The organism is Erythrobacter sp. S227 (genome assembly GCF_057364925.1).
This window is the reverse complement of record NZ_CP200280.1, coordinates 1,304,124-1,323,916: the sequence shown is the minus strand read 5'-3', so window position 1 is coordinate 1,323,916 and position 19,793 is coordinate 1,304,124. Positions and strand designations below refer to the sequence as shown.

Genomic DNA, 19,793 nt, shown 5'->3' with positions numbered 1-19,793 from the left:
TGCACCCAAAGCTTGTAACTGGCCCGAGATAAAGAGCCTGCGTGTGGCTGAGCAGCCCAGAGGCAACCATGGGCGCGTCCAGCGTGGCAAACAGCCTTATCACCGCAAACTCGACCGGCGTCACCTCTATGGCGTTGAGGCGAGCCGGATTTCCTACGCCGCCGTGAATTACTAGCCTGCGTCAATGCCAAGCGAAAAAACTTCGATCGCCAACTCCGATCAAAGTGCCGCTAATAATTCGAGTGGATTTCTCTCCCTGAACGGTGTGCCATACTTGTCTCACAAACCGAAGCTAACCCTTCGCGAAGACACTCTCATCACCCTTTCAATCCCTTCTAAGTGAAGCCCCGGAGTAAGGATCATACTCCGCAGGCGGAAGCTCGGGCCTTGCGGGCTCGCTCGCCACACTCTCGGCTTGGTAAACCACTTGCGGCGAAGGCTCCTCCCCCTGCCACATTAGCAAAGACGCTATAACCGGCGCGCCCAGCACGACAAAGCACCCTAGCACCGCTCTTGCGCCCATGCGCACAGGCAACCGCCCACCCAGCGCCGCAAACCCCACCAGCGCCACAGCAATCACACACAGCGTCACCACCAGCGGCCCTTGCAAAAGTTCGGTCATCCACCCCGCAGCACCCTGCAATGGCGAAGCACCGCTCGGCTCAAACAAGCTCGCCTGCACGGCCAGCAGCTTCGACATTACGCTCTCCATCAACCCGCCGCCAACACTTGTGCCACCCGCCGCTTGCCGCCGCGCCGCTCCAATTGCACAAACACATCAACGCTCTGGCGTACATAGTGGCGCACGTCCTCGCGGCTGAGCTTGGAGCCCGCTTGCAGCACCAGCAGAGCAAGCTGCTCGATGGCCCAAATTATGGGGCTCTCGCAGGCGTGTCGGCATGGATGGTGGTCATGGAGCCGGGGTGCCCGGTGAAGCCCCGCGCGAAGGAAGGTGAAGGCCTCCACCCCGCGCAGTTCCCCCAGAATAATCCGGTCAGGCCGCATCCGCAGCGCCGCGATTAGCAAGTCCTCCGCCGTGATCTGCGCTTCGCTCAGCTCCCCGCGCGCGGCGATCAGGCCTACGGCATTTTCATGAGCGAGTTGAAGTTCGGCAGTGTGCTCCAGCATAACGAATTCTCGCATTCATGGGATACTAAGGGGATTATCTGCATTGATACCCTTGTGAGGCGAACAAGCGCTCGCTACTTTGGGGACCGATATGAAAGAGCTCTTCCAACACGCAGCCACTACCGAAGGCATCACCGTGCGCGTCGCGGTCAATTTTCTGCCCGAACAATCGCACCCAGAGGCGGGTAAGTGGTTCTGGGTCTATCATATCCGGATCGAAAATGGCTCTCACGAAGAGGTGAAGCTCCTCACCCGCCATTGGCGCATTACGGACGCGCGCGGCATGGTGAACCATGTCGATGGCGAAGGGGTTGTTGGCGAACAGCCGCTATTGTTGCCGGGTGAAAGCCACGATTATGTGTCGGGCTGTCCATTGACGACGACGCATGGCTCGATGGAAGGGTTCTACACCTTTGCAAAAGCCGACGGATCGCAGATGGAAGTGCGCATTCCGTTTTTCCCTCTCGCCGCGCCAGAGACAGCCGACCGGCACTAAACCATTGTTTGCATGCTTGCGGTGAGCGGCTCGGCAACCTAAGTCGGCGCTCGTGAAACGTACGCACCTCCCTTTGAACGCCCTGCGCGTCTATGACGCTGCAGCCCGGCATTTGTCCTTTACGCGGGCCGCTGATGAGCTTGCCGTGACCCCGGCGGCTGTGGGTCAGCAAATCCGCGCGCTTGAAGATCACCTGGGCGTGGTGCTCTTTCGCCGAACGTCCAAAGGGTTGGAGCTGACACCTGAGGGTGAGGCGGGGCTTGATCCATTGCGCGAAGGGTTTTTGCGGTTCGAGGAAAGCGTCGCGGCGATGCAGGCGGGGCAGGCGAGCGATCGTTACACCATTGCGGCCCCGCGCGAGTTTTATGCCTCATGGCTGGCACCGCGGATTGCTCCGTTCCAGGCGAGCACGCCGGGCGTGCAATACATTCTTGCCCCAGATGAAGCCTCCGACTTTACCGAGGCTAACCTTGATCTTGCCATTCGCTTTATCTCTGGGCCGGGAGAGCTTGAGGGTGTGCAATTGGCCCCCGCATTGCAAGTGAGCGTTGCCGCTCCCGATGCGCGTGATGCCTGGATTGATTGGCCTGAGGCGGGTTTGCCTGAGGGGACCAAGGCTTGCGTCAAGACAAGCAGCGCTGGCCAGGCGATGAGTTCCGCGCTTGCAGGGATGGGCCGCACGGTTCTCCCGCTGGCTCTGGTAGAGCGCGCTCTTGAAGACGGGCGCTTGATCGCCTTGGATGAGCCGGTGGAGGCCAAGCGCGCATACTGGCTGGTTGCGCCGGTGCCGCAGTGGCGCTCCAAGAAGGTGAAGGCGCTGGTCAAGTTCCTGACCGATGGCTGACGTCATGATTGAGGTTCCCACCCTTACCACGCCGCGTTTCACCATGCGTTCGCTGAGGCGCGGGGATGAGACCGCGATGTTCCCCACCATGGCCGATGAGCAGCAGTCGCTATACTTAACCCGCCCCAAGTTCGAGAGTGAAGAGGAGCTGTGGGACTGGTTCGCCGCGCCCGATTGGGATGGCCGCACCTGGATCGCCGAAGACGCCAATGGCGAGGTCGCCGGCCGCTTTGTAGCGACCCCCGGCCACGGCTCCGACGTCGCACACGGCCCCGTGTTCGAGATCGGTTACATCGTCGCAATGCATGCGCAAGGGAAGGGCGTCGCCCGCGAGTGCACCGGGGCCCTCATCGAACAGCTCTGGTCCGAGGGTGCCCGCAAGCTCACCGCCGAAGTCGACACCCGCAACACGCCGTCTGTCCGCCTCCTTGAAAGCCTCGGCTTCACCAGAGAGGCGCATTTCCGCGAGCATGACGCCACCCATATTGGCATGTGCGACGTCTATTGGTACGGCAAGCTGCGCTCTGACTGAGCGCTGCGTTAGGGGTCACCACACAACAATGCTCGCTCGTATCCGCACCCAGCTTTACGTCGCCCGTCAGGGGTTTACCCGCGCGTGGCTACGCCGTGTGTGGGGGATGACGATCGGCGAGGGCGTTCGCATCTCGCGCAAAGCCCATCTCGACTACACCCACCCCAAGGGCGTCCACATTGGCGATTACACCATCGTGACCCCCGGCGTTCACATCTTCACCCACGATTTTGTGAAGCGCCAACATGTCAGCACATATATCGGCTCCAACTGCTTTGTCGGGGCAGGCGCGATCATCCTTCCCGGAGTAACCGTCGGAGACCACTGCGTCATCGCGGCGGGAACCGTGGTCACACAGGACGTGCCAGCGCGCAGCGTTGTCGCAGGCAATCCGGGCAAGATCCTCAAAAGCAATATCAAGACCGCGCGATACGGCATCATGGGCAACCTCCAGCCGCATGAGCTTGCGGTGTTCGAGGATGATGGGGAAAGCTGAAGCCAGCCCTAATCCCCTGACACCGGATCAGGCTCTCGCCCCAACTCTTCCAAAACCTCACGCCGGATAGCTTCATAGACGGGATGCCCCGCCTCAAGGTTGCTTGCATCGACCCATTCGGCGCGGCGATAGCTTAGCACAAAGGCCAGCATCGAATTGGCGCGCGTGTTGTAAAGCCCTTGCGCCATTGCGCGTTCAATCGCGCAATCCTCCAACCGCAAGATACCCCACTGCGCCGCCTCATCCCAGGCCTCGGCAAACCCTTCAGCCCCCGGCATTTTGCGCAGCTTATACAGCGCCTCCATTGATTTCCCGATGGCGAGCGCGGCGGAAGTGACAATCCCGGTCGCGGCCAAATGCGCAACAAAAGCGCGCTGAAGATCAGGCGTGATCGAGTTCGCGCGCGGGCTCTTGTGGCGATAGGGCTCGAACTGAAGCAGCGGATCGTCAGGGTCTGGCGGCAAGCCAATATGCGCAACTGCCGAGGTCGCCTGCCGCTCTGTCGCCCTCGTGCAGATGGTGGGGTCGCCCGCTGAAGGACCGTGTGCAGGGCCGTGCGCGGGGTCGGAGCGCCTTCGGTGCTCTTCGAAGTACTCGGCAAAGGGCTCGGGCAGGTCGGCGGGGTCAAAGGGCTCGTCGAATGGGTCTTCGGGGCGCGGCATAAGGCGGTCCTTTGGCGAGAGCGGGCAAGGACCGGGGGATATTGCAGATTATGGGGGTGTAGGAAAACCTTTTGCTCTATAAATACTCATGCTCGTGAAACATGTACTGGAGGCAGGTAAGTGAAAGTAATATCCTGTCGAAACTAAAACAGCAGAACAAGCGAAGGATTAGCGATTTGGCTTCAAAAGCAAAACCCACAGCATCTAAAAGAGTTTCGCCTGCTGCACCTGCAAACGATGCGGATCAAAGTGGAGCGGTGCATACCGTCTCACCTAAATCACGGGAGCTGGTGATTGGATTGGTCGGATATGCGGGTGCAGGTACTTCGACTGCGGGTGAACGCATCAGAGTGTTGCTTCAGCATGCCGGATACAACGTTCAACCAATCAAAATTAGCCAGCTAATTGCGAAATTGGACGGAGAAGCTGTCGCCCAAACAAAGGAGGGGATTGAAAAGGGGCAATCTAAGTTCAACAAGGCAGTTGAATTTCAAGATCGTGGAGACAAGATCCGTCTGGAATCGGGGGCATACGCGCTCGCTTCGGCAGCAATTCACCAGATCAAAGGCTTTCGAGGCTCTTTAGATGCTCAAACGAATAAGACTGCGTATGTTCTGGATTCACTAAAGCACCCTGATGAAGTCGATTTGTTAAGACGAGTCTACAATTCGACCTTTCGGCTTGTCGCAGTTCATTGTGGGCTTGATCAGCGCAAGAAAAGGCTCATCGGCGCGGACACTTCGAACGCAAAATACGGCGGTGTTTTAGAGAGTGAAGTAATATCGTTCATGGAGCGTGACGGAAAGGACTCTGAGAATAAGCATGGCCAACGAGTGCGGGATGTATTTCATCTCGCAGATTTCTTTCTCGATAACTCGACGAGTTCGCCAGATGGATCGGGTATGAACGCAGATATAGATAGATTTGTAAATCTTCTGTTGGGCAATGGTCTGGTCCGACCGACGGCTGGAGAAAAGGCAATCTACGTTGCTCATTCATCTGCACTTCAGTCTGCTTGCCTGTCGCGACAGGTAGGCGCAGCTCTGATCTCCCAAGATGGGCGTTTGGTCGCGACAGGTAAAAACGATCCACCAAAGTTTGGAGGAGGCACCTATGATGAGGACTCTAAAGTAGACCACAGGTGCTTCAAATGGCAATTTGACGCCGAGACTGGGACTTTTCTAGGTTGCCACAATGATCGCAAAAAAGACGACCTTCGAAAGGCAATTGCTGGTTGGCTTGCAGACAATATTGCCCCGGAGATTGCGGCCCGGGTAGTTCCGGAGGATGAAATTCTGGGCGAAGATCAGAACGCTGGTAAAAGGTCGTCACTTTCTGATGCGATATCTTCTGCACTGCTTGAATTGCCACAAAAGCTAAATCAAATGCCCGGTGTCAAAGACGCTATCGAGTATTCGCGGTCAATTCATGCGGAGATGGCTGCGCTTATGGCTGCTTCACGCGGAGGAATATCCACAAAAGGTTCAACGCTCTATGTGACTGTTTTTCCGTGTCACAATTGTGCTCGTCATCTGGTTGCAGCGGGTGTCAATGCTGTCTATTTTATTGAACCATATGTAAAGAGCCTAGCATACGAGCTACATTCCGATGCAATCGCGGAAAGCAATTCGGCGGACATAGCTTCGACAAAAATGTCCATAACTCCTTTCACAGGGGTCGGTCCAAGGATGTACGACGACTTCTTCGTGAAAAGGAAGGAATTAAAAGGCATTCGAGGGCGGTTTGATCCGCAAGATGAAGGCGAACCATATTTTGCCGTTCGTCTTCGTGAGCTGGCAAATGTGGAGGACGCTGCAATCGATTTATTGCCGAAATCTGAATAGTGCTAAAGGGGCTGGCTGTGTCAAAAAACAACGTTTTACCGCTTCACAAAGCTCCAATAGAGTTCTCCGAATTGCAAATCGAGCAGCGGCAGTTAGAGCTGTTTCCACAAGCTAATGACAGTATATCAAGATTGGCAGTTGTTGATCCATCGGATCATAGGGAAGATGAATTTCTTTCGGCGATTACCCGCCATTCTGTGGATTTAATTATCGATCTTCGCCTCCGCCCTGTTTTCGAACGTCCTAATTACTCTCATAGATACGTCACTTCCTATTTTTTTGAGAGAGATATCAGTTATCTAGAGATGGTTAACGTGGTCAACCGAGGCAATTTTTGTCATTGGAAGATTGAAGAAGAAATCAGATCATTTTTTGGTACTCGTACTCATCCGCATAGCCTTTTCAGTATTTGTTTGGTCGATGATCAAGCTCGTAAAGAGGGAGTTGTAAGCGGTATGAGATCGGAATTGCGTCGTTTGGGGGCCCCTTTAGTTGAAATAAATCCACGCTCAATTGGACTTTGATTGGTCACCCCTTGACCCCATCACAAATTCCCCCTAAGCGCGCCGACATCTGAGGGCAGGGCTCGTTTCGCGACGCTCCCCGATCTCAAAAATGAGCTGAACATTGGCGGTTGTGCATTCTTCCAGTGTTATCCTGAAACAAGTTCAGGATGACGACGGAGCGAAGGCGACCGGCAAAGTAATCCGGGGCTTTTGGCTTTGGGTGGAGCGTTTCAGGCTTGCGAAGGTTGCCCGCCCGCTGATCCAGCGGGGCCTGGCATCACCTTTGCGACCCTTTTTCTCTTCATCGAAAATCATCGGCGCCAATTTAGATGAAGAGTACATATGCCAACTATCAACCAGCTGGTCCGCAAGGGCCGCACTCCGCAGAAGGCCAAATCCAAGGTCCCTGCTATGGAGCAGAACCCGCAAAAGCGCGGCGTTTGCACACGCGTCTATACGACGACCCCGAAGAAACCGAACTCCGCTTTGCGTAAAGTGGCCAAGGTTCGCCTCACTAACAGCCGTGAGGTCATCTCTTACATTCCGGGCGAAGGCCACAACCTGCAAGAGCACTCTGTTGTTCTGATCCGCGGCGGCCGTGTTCGCGACCTTCCCGGCGTTCGTTACCACGTCCTTCGCGGCGTTCTCGATACGCAAGGGGTCAAGGACCGCAAGCAATCCCGCTCGAAGTACGGCGCCAAGCGTCCGAAGTAAGGGCGTTGCATGTGGCGGGCACCGTCATCCTGAACTTGTTTCAGGACAACCGGTTCGGCCAAAGCAAAGCCAGAATTTAGGGCCTCTACCAAGACCGCGAGGGTTATCCTGAAATGAATTCAGGATGACGGTTTGGAAAAAGAGGCTTTTGAAATAAGGAAGAAGTGCAATGTCACGTCGTCGTAGGCCCGAAAAGCGGGTAATCTTGCCGGATCCCAAGTTTGGTGATCAGGTTCTGTCGAAATTCATGAACAACCTTATGCTCGACGGTAAGAAAGCCGTTGCAGAAGGTATCGTGTACACGGCTCTTGATGCGGTTGAGGCGAAGGCCAAGACCGATCCGGTGCAATTGTTCCATGATGCGCTGGGCAATGTGAAGCCTCAGGTCGAGGTTCGCTCGCGCCGTGTGGGTGGTGCAACCTATCAGGTGCCGGTTGAAGTGCGTGAAGAGCGTGCCCAGGCGCTGGCTATCCGCTGGTTGATCGGTGCAGCGCGTTCGCGTCCGGAGACAACCATGAGCGCGCGCCTGTCGGGCGAGCTGATGGATGCAGCGAACAACCGCGGCAATGCTGTGAAGAAGCGTGAAGACACGCACCGCATGGCAGACGCCAACCGCGCGTTCTCGCACTACCGTTGGTAATCGAATGATTGTGGACAGCCTCGGGCGGACGTCTTGGGGTTGTCACAATTGTAACTATATGGGGCGCGGACAAACCCGCCTCTCGTTAAACCCAAGGAATTAGATATGGCCCGCGAATATCCGCTGGAGCGTTATCGTAATATCGGCATCATGGCGCACATCGATGCCGGTAAAACCACCACGACCGAGCGTATCCTTTATTACACCGGTAAATCCTACAAGATCGGCGAAGTGCACGATGGTGCTGCGACTATGGACTGGATGGAGCAAGAGCAGGAGCGCGGGATCACGATCACGTCTGCTGCAACGACCTGTTTCTGGAACCCCGAAGATCCGACGATGGATCCAAAGGGCGATCCAAAAGAGCTGCGTCAAACGCCTCAGCACCGCATCAACATCATCGACACGCCAGGCCACGTTGACTTCACCATTGAAGTCGAGCGTTCGCTTCGTGTGCTTGACGGCGCGGTTGCATGTTTTGACGGTGTGGCAGGGGTTGAGCCCCAGTCCGAAACCGTATGGCGTCAGGCGGACAAGTATAAAGTCCCGCGGATGTGCTTCATCAACAAGCTCGACCGTACCGGCGCAGACTTCAAATACTGCGTCAACTCGATCATCGAGCGCCTTGGTGCAACGCCTGCTGTTCTGTATCTTCCGATCGGCATCGAAAGCAGCCTCACGGGTCTTGTTGACCTCGTGAACCAGCGTTCGATTACCTGGAAGAACGAAGATCTGGGTGCTGAGTACGTTTACGGCGATATCCCTGCGGATATGGCTGATGAAGCGGCGGAATATCGTGAGAAGCTGATCGAGCTTGCTGTTGAGCAAGACGACGATGTGATGGAAGCCTACCTTGAGGGTAACGAGCCTGATGCGGTAACACTCAAGAAGCTTATCCGTAAGGGTACGCTCAACCAGAGCTTCGTTCCTGTGCTTTGCGGTTCTGCGTTTAAGAACAAGGGCGTTCAGCCTTTGCTCGACGCGGTTGTCGACTACATGCCGAGCCCGCTTGATGTGCCTGCGATTAAGGGCGTCAAGCCTGACAGCGACGAAGAAAATTCGCGCGCATCCGATGATGCAGTGCCATTCGCGGCGCTTGCATTTAAGGTCATGAACGATCCGTTCGTGGGCTCGCTTACCTTTACCCGCATCTATTCCGGTGAACTGACCAAGGGCACCGTCTTGAACTCTGTGAAGGGCAAGAAGGAAAAGATCGGCCGTATCCTCGAAATGCACTCCAATGACCGTAAGGACATCGAAGAAGCATTCGCAGGCGACATCGTTGCTCTTGCAGGGATGAAGGCGACCACCACCGGTGACACGCTTTGTGATCCAGCCCACCCGATCGTTCTCGAGCGGATGGAATTCCCGGATCCCGTTATCGAACTGTCGGTTGAGCCTAAGACGAAAGCTGACCAAGAGAAGATGGGCGTTGCCCTCAACCGCTTGGCTGCTGAAGACCCCAGCTTCCGCGTGACGACTGACCACGAAAGCGGTCAGACGATCATTAAGGGCATGGGCGAGCTTCACCTCGACATTCTCGTCGACCGGATGAAGCGCGAGTTCAAGGTTGAAGCAAACGTTGGTGCGCCTCAGGTGGCATACCGCGAGAGCTTGGGCCGCGAAATCAACGTCGATTACACCCACAAGAAGCAATCGGGTGGTACGGGTCAGTTTGCCCGCGCCAAAGCGACCTTCACCCCGGGTGAGCGTGGTCAGGGCATCGTCTTTGAAGACAGCATCAAAGGCGGTAACATTCCGAAGGAATATATCCCGAGCCTCGAAAAAGGTATCCGTGAGCAAGCCGACAGCGGCTATCTCATCGGGTTCCCGATCATCGACTTCACGATCCACCTCACAGACGGCGCCTTCCACGACGTCAACTCGTCAACCGTGGCGTTCGAAATCTGTGGTAAAGGTGCGATGCGCGAGGCGGCTGAACGTGGCGGCATCAAACTGCTTGAGCCTGTCATGAAGGTTGAGGTTGTGACTCCAGAGGACTACCTCGGCGACGTTATCGGCGACCTCAACAGCCGCCGTGGTCAAATCCAGGGCACAGACAGCCGGGGCAACGCCCAGGCCGTTGAAGCCATGGTCCCACTGGCCAACATGTTTGGTTATGTGAACGAGCTTCGCTCATTCACCCAAGGCCGTGCACAATACTCCATGCAGTTCTCTCACTACGACGAAGTGCCTGCGAGTGTTGCCCAAGAGGTTAAGGAGAAGCTTGCGTAAGCGAGCAACACAATCTATGGGCGGCGCCACATTGATGCGGGCGCCCCCATTCTCCCCGCTAAATTCAATTTCAATAAGAAGGTTATTAGAGACATGGCGAAGGAAAAGTTTGAGCGTAATAAGCCGCACGTAAACGTCGGCACCATCGGTCACGTTGACCACGGCAAAACCACTCTGACCGCGGCAATCACCAAGGTTATGGGTTCGGCTGTCGATTTCGCAAACATCGACAAAGCTCCTGAAGAGCGTGAGCGCGGCATCACTATCTCAACGGCACACGTTGAGTATGAAACAGACGCACGTCACTACGCACACGTCGACTGCCCAGGTCACGCTGACTATGTTAAGAACATGATCACCGGCGCGGCTCAGATGGACGGCGCTATCCTCGTTGTGAACGCGGCTGACGGCCCGATGCCACAAACTCGTGAGCACATCCTGCTTGCGCGTCAGGTTGGTGTTCCTGCTCTGGTTGTTTACATGAACAAGGTTGACCAGGTCGACGACGAAGAAATCCTCGAGCTGGTTGAACTCGAAGTCCGTGAACTCCTCAGCGAGTACGGCTTTGACGGCGACGAGATTCCAATCGTTAAGGGTTCGGCTCTTGCTGCTCTTGAAGGTCGTGATCCTGAAATCGGCGAGAACTCGGTTCGCGCTCTGATGGAAGCTGTCGACACTTACATCCCGCAGCCCGATCGTCCGGTTGACAAAGACTTCCTCATGCCAATCGAGGACGTGTTCTCAATCTCTGGCCGTGGTACGGTTGTTACCGGCCGTGTTGAGACCGGTGTTGTTAACGTTGGTGACGAAGTTGAAATCGTCGGCATCAAGGACACAGCGAAAACGACCGTTACCGGTGTTGAAATGTTCCGTAAGCTGCTTGATCGCGGTGAAGCTGGCGACAACATCGGCGCGCTTGTTCGTGGCGTTGCCCGTGACGAAATCGAGCGTGGTCAGGTTCTTTGTAAGCCTGGTTCGGTTAGCCCGCACACAGAATTCTCGGCAGAAGTTTACGTCCTTTCAAAGGACGAGGGTGGCCGTCACACGCCATTCTTCGCAAACTACCGTCCGCAGTTCTACTTCCGTACGACTGACGTAACCGGCGAAGTGATCCTCCCAGAGGGCACGGAAATGGTTATGCCTGGCGACAACGTGACCATCAACGTCAAGCTGATCGCACCGATCGCTATGGACGAAGGTCTGCGTTTCGCTATCCGTGAAGGCGGCCGTACCGTTGGTTCAGGCGTTGTGGCCAAGATCACCGCCTAATCGGCTTCAGCCTTAACGGCTGATACGAAATAACGAGGCCCGGCCCACGAAAGTGCGCCGGGCCTCTTATTATGTAGGCTCCATTCTGCCGCTGATTTTGCAACGGGGAAGGGGGCTTTGTTGGCAAGTGCGGTGCTTCGGGTGATATCTTGGGAATTTCTGGCTTGCCAGAATCCTACTCCCCCGATATACGCGCGCCAACTCCAACGGTGACTCGTTACCGTTGAAACGAAATTCATGGGGCCTCCCATTCCGGCGCAGTCAAATTTCTGGGCTGGGGCAGGGCGGGCCTTTTACTTTTTGGGAGCAGGTCCATACCCGGACCGGTTCCTTGGCTCTTTCGCATTGGTAATAGGTAATGGAAGCACAGAATATCCGTATTCGCCTTAAGGCGTTCGACCACCGCGTACTCGACCAGGCAACTGGCGAAATCGCTGATACTGCACGTCGTACGGGTGCTCTTATTCGTGGCCCCATTCCTATGCCGACGCGTATCGAGAAGTTCACCGTGAACCGCGGCCCGCACATCGACAAGAAGTCGCGCGAGCAGTTCGAGGTGCGCACATACAAACGTTTGCTGGACATTGTTCAGCCGAACGCCCAGACGGTGGACGCGCTCATGAAGCTCGACCTTGCTGCTGGCGTAAATGTCGAGATCAAACTGGCTTAAGCCGATCTCTTCGTCCTTCAAGGGGACGCTAAACACTCTTGAGAATTTGGGCCGCCATTGGCCCCGCTGAAGGAAACTTCGGCAAGACATATGGATACCGCCGGTGCCCGTTGATCGGGAATTCTAGCCGGGCTGAGTCCTCCGTCTCGCTCAACAGGCCAATTGGTCTCGAGAGCATCAGCCCGGACGGGGCTCAGATAAAAATTTGGGTTGGCACGCACCTTGGGGATGGTCCTCTGGGTGCCTCTGTAAGGAGTACAAGACGATGCGCACTGGCGTGATCGCGAAAAAGGTTGGGATGACCCGCCTCTTCCAGGAGGATGGACAGCACGTGCCTGTGACTGTTCTTTCGCTGGAAGATTGCCAGGTCGTTTCACACCGCACACAAGATACGGACGGCTATTACGCTGTTCAGCTTGGTGCAGGCGAAGCAAAACAAAAGAATGTAAACAAGCCGCAGCGCGAGCATTTCGCGAAAGCCGGCGTTGGTCTCAAAGCACGCATGGCTGAGTTCCGTGTTGAAGGCGAAGACGGTCTTGTACCGGTCGGCGCTCTCATCAGTGCAGAGCACTTTGTGGATGGCCAGAAGGTCGACATTACCGGGCACACCCAGGGTAAGGGTTTTGCGGGTGCGATGAAGCGCTGGGGTTTCGGCGGTCTTCGCGCAACCCACGGTGTTTCGCTTTCTCACCGTTCGCACGGTTCGACGGGTAACCGTCAGGATCCAGGCCGCGTCTTCAAAGGCAAAAAGATGGCTGGTCACATGGGCGACCGTCAGCGCACACAGCAGAACCTCGAAGTGGTTCGCACCGACGCTGACCGTGGTCTTCTCTTCATCAAGGGTTCTGTCCCTGGTTCGAAGAATGGCTGGTTGCTCGTTCGTGACGCCGTGAAGCTCAAGCACTCTGACGATCTCCCGTTCCCGGGCGCAGTTGTCGAGACCAAAGCTCCGGTCACTGAAGCTGCCGCACCTGCTCCAGAAGCCGAAGCGCCCGCCGCTGACGCTGCTGCAGCTGACGAAAATAAGGAGGGCTAAACCATGAAGGTGAAGGTCCAAAAACTCGACGGTAAGGCGTCCGGCGATATCGAGCTTAACGATGATGTGTTCGGTGTCGAGCCACGCGCTGATATCCTGCACCGCGTTGTAACGTGGCAGCTTGAAAACCGCCGTGCGACGGCACGTCCGACGCGTGAGCGTTCCGATGTTGCCCGTACCGGTAAGAAGTTCGGCGCTCAGAAGGGTTCCGGCGGCGCTCGTCACGGTGCTCGCTCTGCTCCGATCTTTATCGGTGGTGGTAAAGCGCACGGTGCTCGCAAGCGTGACTTCAACCAGTCGCTCAACAAGAAAGTTCGTGCGCTTGGTTTGAAGATGGCTCTTTCTACCAAGGCGAAAGACGGCCTCGTTGTTGTCGACAGCCTTGCTCTTAAAGAAGCCAAGACACAGGCTCTCAAAGGTCACCTCGACAAGCACGGTTTTGCCGGCAAGGTCCTCGTGATCGACGGTGAAGCAGTGGATGCAGGCTTTGCTCAAGCGGCAAACAACCTGGTTGGCATCAATGTGATGCCGGCTGCTGGCGCGAACGTCTACGACATTCTCAACCACGACACGCTGGTCCTTACCAAGGACGCTGTTGCTCAGCTGGAGGCGCGCTTCAATGGCTAAAAAAGACAGCATCGACGCGCGGCACTATGACGTGATCGTTGCCCCTCACATCACCGAGAAGTCGACTATGGCTTCGGAAGCTAACGCTGTGGTGTTCAAGGTGGCAAACGACGCGACCAAGCCGCAAATCAAGGAAGCGGTGGAGGCGATCTATTCGACGAAAGTCGTTTCAGTGAACACCATCCTGACCAAAGGCAAAACCAAGCGCTGGAAGGGCAAGCCCTACAAGCGTTCCGATTTCAAGAAAGCAGTGGTCCGTCTCGCCGAAGGCGAAATGATCGATATCACTGAGCAGGTCGGCTAATGGCACTTAAGAATTACAACCCAACAAGCCCGGCGCGCCGTGGTCTTATTCTGGTCGACAAGACCGGCCTCCACAAAGGTGGTCCGGTCAAGTCGCTCAGCGAAGGCAAGCGCAAGACCGGTGGCCGTAACAACAAAGGCCATGTCACCTCGCGCGGTATCGCGGGTGGTCACAAGCAAAAGTATCGCATCATCGACTTTAAACGTCGCAAGTGGGATATGGCAGCAACGGTTGAGCGGATCGAATACGATCCAAACCGCACCGCTTTCATCGCTCTTCTGAAGTATGAAGACGAAACGCTTGCTTACATCATCGCCCCCCAACGCCTCGCCGTTGGTGACAGCGTGATTGCAGGCGAAAAGGTCGATACCAAGCCTGGTAACGCCATGCTTCTTGGTCAAATGCCGGTTGGCACGATCTGCCACAATGTGGAAATGAAGCCAGGCAAGGGCGGTCAGATTGCCCGTTCTGCCGGTACTTATGTCCAGATCGTTGGTCGTGACCGCGGTATGGTAATCGTTCGCCTGAACTCGGGCGAGCAACGTTACCTTCGCAGCGATTGCATGGGCACGGTTGGCGCGGTTTCGAACCCCGACAACCAGAACCAGAACTTTGGTAAAGCTGGCCGCACCCGTTGGAAGGGCCGTCGCCCTCTTACACGTGGTGTTGCGAAGAACCCGGTTGATCACCCCCACGGTGGTGGTGAAGGCCGGACCTCCGGTGGTCGTCACCCGGTGACACCATGGGGCAAGCCTACCAAGGGTGCTCGTACTCGTAAGAACAAGCAGACGGACAAGATGATTATCCGTTCGCGTCACGCCAAGAAGAAGAGGTAAGACACGATGGCACGTTCCGTCTGGAAAGGTCCGTTTGTCGAGCTCAGCCTGCTTAAGAAAGCAGAAGAAGCACAGGACGCTGGAAACTCGAAGCCGATCAAAACCTGGTCGCGTCGTTCGACAATTCTCCCGCAGTTCGTTGGGCTCACATTCAACGTCTATAACGGTCACAAGTTTATCCCTGTGGCTGTTTCGGAAGAAATGGTTGGTCACAAGCTCGGTGAATTTGCGCCTACGCGCAGCTTCCCCGGTCACGCGGCCGACAAGAAGGGCAAGCGATAATGGGTAAGGCAAAGTCTCCCCGGCGCGTAGCTGACAATGAGGCGCTCGCAGTAGGCACGCAAATTCGCGGTTCTGCTCAAAAGCTCAACCTCGTTGCAGAGCTCATCCGCGGCAAGAAAGTTGAGGAAGCTCTGAACATCCTCAGCTTTTCGAAGAAAGCTATGGCACGCGACGCTAGCAAGGTGCTCGCATCTGCGGTCGCTAACGCTGAAAACAACCACGATCTCGACGTCGACGCGCTCGTCGTTGCTGAGGCGAGTGTTGGTAAATCGATCACGATGAAGCGTTTCCATACGCGCGGTCGTGGTAAGTCTACCCGCATTCTCAAGCCGTTCAGCAAGCTGCGCATCGTTGTTCGCGAACAGGAAGAGGCATAAACCATGGGTCAGAAGAGTAATCCAATTGGTCTGCGTCTTCAGATCAACCGCACTTGGGATAGCCGCTGGTACGCCGAAGGGCGTGACTATGCGAGCCTTCTCAAGGAAGACATCACGATCCGCAAGTACATCCTGAAGAACCTGCCACAGGCAGCGATCTCCAAGGTTGTGATCGAGCGTCCGGCGAAGCTTTGCCGCGTTTCGATCTATGCGGCACGTCCTGGTGTTATCATCGGCAAGAAGGGCGCAGACATTGAAAAGCTGCGCACGAAGCTGTCCACAATGACTTCGAGCGAGGTCAAGCTGAACATCGTTGAAATCCGCAAGCCGGAAATCGACGCCAAGCTTGTTGCTCAGGGCATTGCAGACCAGCTTATCCGCCGTGTGGCTTTCCGCCGTGCGATGAAACGCGCTGTTCAGTCGGCTCTGCGTCTGGGTGCCGAAGGCATCAAGATCGTTTGTGGTGGCCGTCTGGGTGGTGCTGAAATCGCTCGCGTTGAATGGTATCGCGAAGGTCGCGTGCCGCTCCACACTCTGCGTGCAAACATTGATTACGCTGAAACCGAAGCGCTCACCGCTTACGGCATCATCGGCATCAAGGTTTGGATCTTCAAGGGCGAGATTTTGGCCCATGATCCAACTGCGCAGGATCGTCTCATGATGGAAGCTCAGACTTCCGGCGTGCGTCCTGCTCGTTGAGGTAATTGAAAAATGCTGCAACCAAAGAAAACCAAATACCGCAAGGCCTTCAAAGGCAAGATCAAGGGCGACGCCAAAGGCGGTACGACTTTGAACTTCGGTTCGTATGGTCTCAAGGCGCTTGAGCCTGAGCGTATCACTGCACGTCAGATCGAAGCGGCTCGCCGTGCGATCACCCGTGCGATGAAGCGTCAGGGTCGCCTGTGGATCCGCGTGTTCCCTGATGTGCCGGTTTCAAAGAAGCCTGCTGAAGTTCGTCAGGGTAAAGGTAAAGGCTCGGTCGAATACTGGGCTGCCCGCGTGAAACCAGGCCGCATCATGTTTGAACTTGACGGTGTGCCCGGCCCGGTGGCTGCGCTCGCTTTCGAACGTGCTGCGATGAAGCTGCCTATCAAAACCAAGGTCGTTGCCCGTCTTGGCGACACCTCGCACTTGGGAGGTGACAAGTAATGGCTTCTACAGAAGACCTGCGCGCTAAGACCGATGATCAGCTGTCCGCTGAACTGACCGAACTCAAGCGTGAACAGTACAACCTGCGTTTCCAGGCTGCGACTAACCAGCTTGAGAAACCATCGCGCATCAAAGAAGTGCGCCGCACGATTGCTCAGATCAAGACGCTCCAAAACGAGCGTGCATCCGAGAAATCAGCGGCTGCTGCGAAAGCGTAAGGAGTAGACAATGCCGAAGCGTATTCTCATCGGAACTGTCACCTCCGACAAGACCGACAAAACCGTGACCGTTCTGGTTGAGCGTAAGGTGAAGCACCCCCTTTACGGGAAGATCATCCGTCGTTCGAAGAAGTATCACGCGCATGACGAAACCAATCAGTACACGATTGGCGACATTGTGCGGATCGAAGAGACCAAACCGATCTCCAAGACCAAGACATGGGCTGTAAAAGACCGTGTTGTGGCTGGCGGAGTTCAAGCGGTTGAAGCTGACCTCGATGTCGAGGCAGCCGGTAACTAATTAGTTTGACGAGGAACTGCCAGGCCCCGGACGGTAATCGGGTGTCTTGGCAAGCCAAGAGAAGGAAACGGATCCATGATCCAGATGCAATCCAATCTCGAAGTCGCGGACAATAGCGGCGCTAAGCGCGTCCAGTGCATTAAAGTACTGGGCGGCTCCAAGCGTCGTTTTGCCTCCGTTGGCGACGTGATCGTGGTCTCGGTTAAAGAGGCCCAGCCGCGCGCAAAGGTGAAAAAGGGCGACGTACACCGCGCCGTCATCGTGCGCACCAAGAAGGACGTTCGTCGTAAAGACGGCAGCGTGATCCGCTTCGACAGCAATGCTGCTGTTCTGGTCAACAAGAGCGAAGAGCCAATCGGCACCCGTATCTTTGGCCCGGTGGTTCGCGAACTTCGTGGCCGCGGCTTCATGAAGATTATCTCACTTGCTCCGGAGGTGCTCTAAGATGGGTGCTGCTAAGATCAAGAAGGGCGACGAAGTCGTCGTATTGTCGGGCAAGGACAAGGGCCGCAAGGGCACTGTCCAGCAAGTCATGCCGAAAGATGGCAAAGTCATCGTTGACGGCGTGAACGTTGCAACCCGTCACCGCAAGCCAAGCCAGGTCAACCCGCAAGGTGGCATCGAGCGTTTTCCAGCGCCGATGGACATCTCCAAGGTTGCTATGGCTGATCCCAAGGATGGCAAGCCCACCCGCGTTCGTTTCGAAGAAAAGGACGGTAAGAAGGTGCGTGTCGCAGTTAAGAGTGGGGAAGTGATCGATGGCTGATTATACACCACGCCTCAAAACCAAGTTTGAGGACGAAATCGTCAAGGCGATGACCGAGAAGTTTGGTTACACCAACCGTCTTCAGGTTCCCCAGATTGAGAAAATCACTCTCAACATGGGTGTTGGCGAAGCAAGCCAGGATAAGAAAAAGATCCAGACGGCTGCTGAAGAAATGGCCCTGATTGCCGGTCAAAAGCCGGTTATCACCAAAGCCAAGAAATCGATCGCTCAGTTTAAACTGCGTGATGGCATGCCAATCGGTTGCAAGGTGAACCTTCGCCGTGCCCGTATGTACGAATTTCTTGATCGTCTTGTGACCATCGCAATGCCGCGTATTCGCGACTTTCGTGGTCTCAACCCTGACTCGTTCGACGGTCGTGGCAACTATGCCATGGGTATCAAAGAGCAGATCATCTTCCCAGAGATCTCCTACGATAAGATCGACAAGGTCCGGGGTATGGACATCATCGTAACGACGACCGCGAAGACCGACGAAGAAGCCCGCGAGCTTCTCCGTTTGTTCGGCTTCCCCTTCCAGGGTGACGCGGACGCTCAAAAAGAGGCGGCGTAAGCGCACCTCATGACACAGACACTAGCAAAGAGAGCTTAAGTCCTATGGCGAAACTGAGTTCGATCAATAAGAACGAGAAGCGTAAGAAGCTCGTTCAGAAGTATGCAGCAAAGTACGAGAAGCTGAAGGCGATCGCGAATGACGAGAGCCTTGATGAAGGTGAGCGCCTGATGGCCCGCCTGAAAATGGCTGAGCTTCCCCGCAACGGGAATCCAACTCGCGTACGCAACCGCTGCGCCACCACCGGCCGCCCGCGCGGCTATTACCGCAAGTTCGGCATCAACCGGATCGAGCTGCGCAATCTCGGCAACCGGGGCATGATCCCTGGTCTGACCAAGTCGAGCTGGTGAGGAATTAATAGATGGCTATGACCGATCCATTGGGTGATATGCTCACCCGCATCCGCAACGGCCAGCGTGCGAAGAAGGACAGCGTTGTCTCTCCTGCTTCCAAGCTGCGTGCGAACGTTCTCGAAGTGCTGACCCGTGAAGGCTACATCCGTGGCTATTCCGACGACACTTCGGGCAAGCATCCGCAGCTGCGTATTGAGCTGAAGTATTTCGAAGGCGAGCCTGCGATCAAGCACGTTGCTCGCGTATCCAAGCCGGGCCGCCGCGTCTATTCGGGTTCGCAAGAACTGCCGACTGTTCGCAATGGCCTTGGCATCACCATCGTCTCGACCCCTCGCGGTGTTCTTTCGGACAACGAAGCGCGCGAAAACAAGGTCGGCGGCGAAGTGCTTGCGGAGGTCTTCTGATGAGCCGCATTGGTAAAAAGGCTGTTCCGATCCCTGGTGGGGTGACGGCCACGATCGATAACGGCACACTCACCGTAAAGGGCCCGAAGGGTTCGCTTTCGATGGGTATGTCTGACCTCATCAGCTATAAAGTTGAAGACGGTGAAATCCAGGTCAACCCGGCGAATGACAGCAAGCAGGCACGCTCCTTCTGGGGCATGCAGCGCACGCTGGTCTCGAACCTGGTTGAAGGCGTAACCGACGGTTTCTCCAAAACTCTGGAGATTTCAGGTGTTGGTTACCGTGCCAAGGCACAAGGCAAGACATTGAAGTTGGAACTGGGTTTCAGCCACGATGTTGATCTTGCTGTGCCAGAAGGTCTCGAAGTGAAAACGCCCGATCAAACCACTGTCGAGGTTTCCGGCATCGACAAGCAGGCCGTTGGCCAGTTTGCTGCTGAAATCCGCAAGTGGCGCAAGCCTGAGCCTTACAAGGGCAAGGGTATCAAGTATCGCGGCGAGTATATCTTCCGCAAGGAAGGGAAGAAGAAGTAA

The 19,793-nt window shown here is 55.8% G+C and carries 31 protein-coding genes; 28 read left to right on the top strand and 3 right to left on the bottom strand.

Going from position 1 to position 19,793, the window contains the following annotated elements:
• The first annotated feature begins 43 nt into the window (after positions 1-43).
• Positions 44-175 (top strand): hypothetical protein, encoded by a 132-nt coding sequence (locus AC0V6Q_RS06385; protein WP_486167561.1) that lies wholly within the window; start codon positions 44-46, stop codon positions 173-175.
• A gap of 150 nt (positions 176-325) precedes the next feature.
• On the opposite strand, the gene AC0V6Q_RS06380 is transcribed toward AC0V6Q_RS06385, so the two are convergent.
• On the bottom strand, positions 326-700 hold the full coding sequence (locus AC0V6Q_RS06380) for a TrbC/VirB2 family protein (RefSeq protein WP_486167560.1): 375 nt from the start codon (positions 698-700) through the stop codon (positions 326-328).
• 11 nt (positions 701-711) lie between these two features.
• The gene (locus AC0V6Q_RS06375; protein WP_486167559.1) at positions 712-1,143 is read right to left on the bottom strand and encodes an ATPase, T2SS/T4P/T4SS family; all 432 of its coding nucleotides are present in this window, start codon (positions 1,141-1,143) and stop codon (positions 712-714) included.
• A gap of 76 nt (positions 1,144-1,219) precedes the next feature.
• On the opposite strand from AC0V6Q_RS06375, the gene apaG reads away from it, so the two are divergent.
• Genes apaG through AC0V6Q_RS06355 form a run of 4 tightly spaced genes read left to right on the top strand, consistent with a single transcriptional unit; the run spans position 1,220 to position 3,496 of the window.
• Positions 1,220-1,624, top strand: coding sequence for a Co2+/Mg2+ efflux protein ApaG (apaG, locus tag AC0V6Q_RS06370; protein ID WP_486167558.1), 405 nt, complete (start codon positions 1,220-1,222; stop codon positions 1,622-1,624).
• Between the two features lie 52 nt (positions 1,625-1,676).
• Complete coding sequence (locus tag AC0V6Q_RS06365; protein ID WP_486167557.1) at positions 1,677-2,468, top strand: LysR family transcriptional regulator; 792 nt, start codon at positions 1,677-1,679, stop codon at positions 2,466-2,468.
• Positions 2,469-2,472: 4 nt separating this feature from the next.
• Complete coding sequence (locus tag AC0V6Q_RS06360; RefSeq protein WP_486167556.1) at positions 2,473-3,000, top strand: GNAT family N-acetyltransferase; 528 nt, start codon at positions 2,473-2,475, stop codon at positions 2,998-3,000.
• Between the two features lie 28 nt (positions 3,001-3,028).
• Positions 3,029-3,496 carry an acyltransferase gene (locus AC0V6Q_RS06355; protein WP_486167555.1) on the top strand — a complete coding sequence of 156 codons (468 nt, stop codon included), beginning with the start codon at positions 3,029-3,031 and terminating at the stop codon, positions 3,494-3,496.
• Positions 3,497-3,504: 8 nt separating this feature from the next.
• On the opposite strand, the gene AC0V6Q_RS06350 is transcribed toward AC0V6Q_RS06355, so the two are convergent.
• A complete protein-coding gene (locus AC0V6Q_RS06350) occupies positions 3,505-4,158 on the bottom strand; it encodes a hypothetical protein (protein ID WP_486167554.1) in 654 nt (217 codons plus the stop codon).
• A 176-nt stretch (positions 4,159-4,334) separates the two neighbouring features.
• Here AC0V6Q_RS06350 and AC0V6Q_RS06345 point away from each other — a divergent pair, with 176 nt between their 5' ends.
• The 23 genes from AC0V6Q_RS06345 to rplF all read left to right on the top strand — a co-directional run bounded on the left by AC0V6Q_RS06345 (position 4,335) and on the right by rplF (position 19,793).
• A complete protein-coding gene (locus tag AC0V6Q_RS06345; RefSeq protein ID WP_486167553.1) occupies positions 4,335-6,002 on the top strand; it encodes an anti-phage dCTP deaminase in 1,668 nt (555 codons plus the stop codon).
• A 17-nt stretch (positions 6,003-6,019) separates the two neighbouring features.
• Entirely contained in the window at positions 6,020-6,526 is a 507-nt protein-coding gene (locus AC0V6Q_RS06340; RefSeq protein WP_486167552.1) for a hypothetical protein, read from the top strand.
• Positions 6,527-6,850: 324 nt separating this feature from the next.
• Entirely contained in the window at positions 6,851-7,222 is a 372-nt protein-coding gene (gene rpsL, locus AC0V6Q_RS06335; protein ID WP_034954477.1) for a 30S ribosomal protein S12, read from the top strand.
• A gap of 169 nt (positions 7,223-7,391) precedes the next feature.
• Positions 7,392-7,862 carry a 30S ribosomal protein S7 gene (gene rpsG, locus AC0V6Q_RS06330; RefSeq protein ID WP_486167551.1) on the top strand — a complete coding sequence of 157 codons (471 nt, stop codon included), beginning with the start codon at positions 7,392-7,394 and terminating at the stop codon, positions 7,860-7,862.
• 105 nt (positions 7,863-7,967) lie between these two features.
• On the top strand, positions 7,968-10,097 hold the full coding sequence (fusA, locus tag AC0V6Q_RS06325; protein WP_486167550.1) for an elongation factor G: 2,130 nt from the start codon (positions 7,968-7,970) through the stop codon (positions 10,095-10,097).
• A gap of 93 nt (positions 10,098-10,190) precedes the next feature.
• The gene (tuf, locus tag AC0V6Q_RS06320; protein WP_486167549.1) at positions 10,191-11,366 is read left to right on the top strand and encodes an elongation factor Tu; all 1,176 of its coding nucleotides are present in this window, start codon (positions 10,191-10,193) and stop codon (positions 11,364-11,366) included.
• A 358-nt stretch (positions 11,367-11,724) separates the two neighbouring features.
• The gene (gene rpsJ / locus AC0V6Q_RS06315) at positions 11,725-12,036 is read left to right on the top strand and encodes a 30S ribosomal protein S10 (RefSeq protein WP_006831877.1); all 312 of its coding nucleotides are present in this window, start codon (positions 11,725-11,727) and stop codon (positions 12,034-12,036) included.
• A gap of 265 nt (positions 12,037-12,301) precedes the next feature.
• Positions 12,302-13,072 carry a 50S ribosomal protein L3 gene (rplC, locus tag AC0V6Q_RS06310; protein ID WP_486167548.1) on the top strand — a complete coding sequence of 257 codons (771 nt, stop codon included), beginning with the start codon at positions 12,302-12,304 and terminating at the stop codon, positions 13,070-13,072.
• A 3-nt stretch (positions 13,073-13,075) separates the two neighbouring features.
• Positions 13,076-13,699: a 50S ribosomal protein L4 gene (rplD, locus tag AC0V6Q_RS06305; protein ID WP_486167547.1), complete on the top strand. Its 624-nt coding sequence runs from the start codon at positions 13,076-13,078 to the stop codon at positions 13,697-13,699.
• The gene (locus AC0V6Q_RS06300) at positions 13,692-14,003 is read left to right on the top strand and encodes a 50S ribosomal protein L23 (RefSeq protein ID WP_034958167.1); all 312 of its coding nucleotides are present in this window, start codon (positions 13,692-13,694) and stop codon (positions 14,001-14,003) included. Before rplD ends, AC0V6Q_RS06300 begins: the two co-directional genes overlap by 8 nt.
• Positions 14,003-14,839 carry a 50S ribosomal protein L2 gene (gene rplB, locus AC0V6Q_RS06295; protein WP_486167546.1) on the top strand — a complete coding sequence of 279 codons (837 nt, stop codon included), beginning with the start codon at positions 14,003-14,005 and terminating at the stop codon, positions 14,837-14,839. The genes AC0V6Q_RS06300 and rplB overlap by 1 nt, the downstream gene beginning before the upstream one ends.
• Before the next feature lie 6 nt (positions 14,840-14,845).
• Positions 14,846-15,121 (top strand): 30S ribosomal protein S19, encoded by a 276-nt coding sequence (rpsS, locus tag AC0V6Q_RS06290; protein ID WP_486155315.1) that lies wholly within the window; start codon positions 14,846-14,848, stop codon positions 15,119-15,121.
• On the top strand, positions 15,121-15,498 hold the full coding sequence (gene rplV, locus AC0V6Q_RS06285; protein WP_034958163.1) for a 50S ribosomal protein L22: 378 nt from the start codon (positions 15,121-15,123) through the stop codon (positions 15,496-15,498). The genes rpsS and rplV overlap by 1 nt, the downstream gene beginning before the upstream one ends.
• Positions 15,499-15,501: 3 nt before the next feature.
• Positions 15,502-16,197: a 30S ribosomal protein S3 gene (gene rpsC / locus AC0V6Q_RS06280; RefSeq protein WP_486167545.1), complete on the top strand. Its 696-nt coding sequence runs from the start codon at positions 15,502-15,504 to the stop codon at positions 16,195-16,197.
• A gap of 12 nt (positions 16,198-16,209) precedes the next feature.
• A complete protein-coding gene (gene rplP / locus AC0V6Q_RS06275) occupies positions 16,210-16,647 on the top strand; it encodes a 50S ribosomal protein L16 (RefSeq protein ID WP_298304219.1) in 438 nt (145 codons plus the stop codon).
• Entirely contained in the window at positions 16,647-16,865 is a 219-nt protein-coding gene (rpmC, locus tag AC0V6Q_RS06270; RefSeq protein WP_486167544.1) for a 50S ribosomal protein L29, read from the top strand. The genes rplP and rpmC overlap by 1 nt, the downstream gene beginning before the upstream one ends.
• Positions 16,866-16,875: 10 nt before the next feature.
• On the top strand, positions 16,876-17,166 hold the full coding sequence (gene rpsQ / locus AC0V6Q_RS06265) for a 30S ribosomal protein S17 (protein WP_486167543.1): 291 nt from the start codon (positions 16,876-16,878) through the stop codon (positions 17,164-17,166).
• 75 nt (positions 17,167-17,241) lie between these two features.
• On the top strand, positions 17,242-17,610 hold the full coding sequence (rplN, locus tag AC0V6Q_RS06260) for a 50S ribosomal protein L14 (protein ID WP_486167542.1): 369 nt from the start codon (positions 17,242-17,244) through the stop codon (positions 17,608-17,610).
• A gap of 1 nt (position 17,611) precedes the next feature.
• Positions 17,612-17,932, top strand: coding sequence for a 50S ribosomal protein L24 (gene rplX / locus AC0V6Q_RS06255; protein WP_486167541.1), 321 nt, complete (start codon positions 17,612-17,614; stop codon positions 17,930-17,932).
• Positions 17,925-18,503 carry a 50S ribosomal protein L5 gene (gene rplE, locus AC0V6Q_RS06250; protein WP_486167540.1) on the top strand — a complete coding sequence of 193 codons (579 nt, stop codon included), beginning with the start codon at positions 17,925-17,927 and terminating at the stop codon, positions 18,501-18,503. Before rplX ends, rplE begins: the two co-directional genes overlap by 8 nt.
• A gap of 44 nt (positions 18,504-18,547) precedes the next feature.
• Entirely contained in the window at positions 18,548-18,853 is a 306-nt protein-coding gene (rpsN, locus tag AC0V6Q_RS06245) for a 30S ribosomal protein S14 (protein WP_486167539.1), read from the top strand.
• A gap of 11 nt (positions 18,854-18,864) precedes the next feature.
• Complete coding sequence (rpsH, locus tag AC0V6Q_RS06240; RefSeq protein WP_034958145.1) at positions 18,865-19,260, top strand: 30S ribosomal protein S8; 396 nt, start codon at positions 18,865-18,867, stop codon at positions 19,258-19,260.
• Positions 19,260-19,793 (top strand): 50S ribosomal protein L6, encoded by a 534-nt coding sequence (gene rplF, locus AC0V6Q_RS06235; protein ID WP_486167538.1) that lies wholly within the window; start codon positions 19,260-19,262, stop codon positions 19,791-19,793. Before rpsH ends, rplF begins: the two co-directional genes overlap by 1 nt.

Excerpts from the sequence above, each read along its gene's own strand:
- rpsQ (WP_486167543.1), top strand. The coding sequence starts at position 16,876 with ATGCCGAAGCGTATTCTCATCGGAACTGTCACCTCCGACAAGACCGAC.
- rplC (WP_486167548.1), top strand. The coding sequence starts at position 12,302 with ATGCGCACTGGCGTGATCGCGAAAAAGGTTGGGATGACCCGCCTCTTC.
- rpsL (WP_034954477.1), top strand. The coding sequence starts at position 6,851 with ATGCCAACTATCAACCAGCTGGTCCGCAAGGGCCGCACTCCGCAGAAG.
- rpmC (WP_486167544.1), top strand. The coding sequence starts at position 16,647 with ATGGCTTCTACAGAAGACCTGCGCGCTAAGACCGATGATCAGCTGTCC.
- AC0V6Q_RS06375 (WP_486167559.1), bottom strand. The coding sequence starts at position 1,143 with ATGCGAGAATTCGTTATGCTGGAGCACACTGCCGAACTTCAACTCGCT.
- rplD (WP_486167547.1), top strand. The coding sequence starts at position 13,076 with ATGAAGGTGAAGGTCCAAAAACTCGACGGTAAGGCGTCCGGCGATATC.
- tuf (WP_486167549.1), top strand. The coding sequence starts at position 10,191 with ATGGCGAAGGAAAAGTTTGAGCGTAATAAGCCGCACGTAAACGTCGGC.
- rpsN (WP_486167539.1), top strand. The coding sequence starts at position 18,548 with ATGGCGAAACTGAGTTCGATCAATAAGAACGAGAAGCGTAAGAAGCTC.
- AC0V6Q_RS06380 (WP_486167560.1), bottom strand. The coding sequence starts at position 700 with ATGTCGAAGCTGCTGGCCGTGCAGGCGAGCTTGTTTGAGCCGAGCGGT.
- rplF (WP_486167538.1), top strand. The coding sequence starts at position 19,260 with ATGAGCCGCATTGGTAAAAAGGCTGTTCCGATCCCTGGTGGGGTGACG.
- rplE (WP_486167540.1), top strand. The coding sequence starts at position 17,925 with ATGGCTGATTATACACCACGCCTCAAAACCAAGTTTGAGGACGAAATC.
- rpsC (WP_486167545.1), top strand. The coding sequence starts at position 15,502 with ATGGGTCAGAAGAGTAATCCAATTGGTCTGCGTCTTCAGATCAACCGC.
- rpsH (WP_034958145.1), top strand. The coding sequence starts at position 18,865 with ATGGCTATGACCGATCCATTGGGTGATATGCTCACCCGCATCCGCAAC.
- fusA (WP_486167550.1), top strand. The coding sequence starts at position 7,968 with ATGGCCCGCGAATATCCGCTGGAGCGTTATCGTAATATCGGCATCATG.
- rplV (WP_034958163.1), top strand. The coding sequence starts at position 15,121 with ATGGGTAAGGCAAAGTCTCCCCGGCGCGTAGCTGACAATGAGGCGCTC.
- rpsS (WP_486155315.1), top strand. The coding sequence starts at position 14,846 with ATGGCACGTTCCGTCTGGAAAGGTCCGTTTGTCGAGCTCAGCCTGCTT.
- rpsG (WP_486167551.1), top strand. The coding sequence starts at position 7,392 with ATGTCACGTCGTCGTAGGCCCGAAAAGCGGGTAATCTTGCCGGATCCC.
- AC0V6Q_RS06355 (WP_486167555.1), top strand. The coding sequence starts at position 3,029 with ATGCTCGCTCGTATCCGCACCCAGCTTTACGTCGCCCGTCAGGGGTTT.
- AC0V6Q_RS06360 (WP_486167556.1), top strand. The coding sequence starts at position 2,473 with ATGATTGAGGTTCCCACCCTTACCACGCCGCGTTTCACCATGCGTTCG.
- rplP (WP_298304219.1), top strand. The coding sequence starts at position 16,210 with ATGCTGCAACCAAAGAAAACCAAATACCGCAAGGCCTTCAAAGGCAAG.
- apaG (WP_486167558.1), top strand. The coding sequence starts at position 1,220 with ATGAAAGAGCTCTTCCAACACGCAGCCACTACCGAAGGCATCACCGTG.
- AC0V6Q_RS06300 (WP_034958167.1), top strand. The coding sequence starts at position 13,692 with ATGGCTAAAAAAGACAGCATCGACGCGCGGCACTATGACGTGATCGTT.
- AC0V6Q_RS06350 (WP_486167554.1), bottom strand. The coding sequence starts at position 4,158 with ATGCCGCGCCCCGAAGACCCATTCGACGAGCCCTTTGACCCCGCCGAC.
- rpsJ (WP_006831877.1), top strand. The coding sequence starts at position 11,725 with ATGGAAGCACAGAATATCCGTATTCGCCTTAAGGCGTTCGACCACCGC.
- rplN (WP_486167542.1), top strand. The coding sequence starts at position 17,242 with ATGATCCAGATGCAATCCAATCTCGAAGTCGCGGACAATAGCGGCGCT.
- rplB (WP_486167546.1), top strand. The coding sequence starts at position 14,003 with ATGGCACTTAAGAATTACAACCCAACAAGCCCGGCGCGCCGTGGTCTT.
- rplX (WP_486167541.1), top strand. The coding sequence starts at position 17,612 with ATGGGTGCTGCTAAGATCAAGAAGGGCGACGAAGTCGTCGTATTGTCG.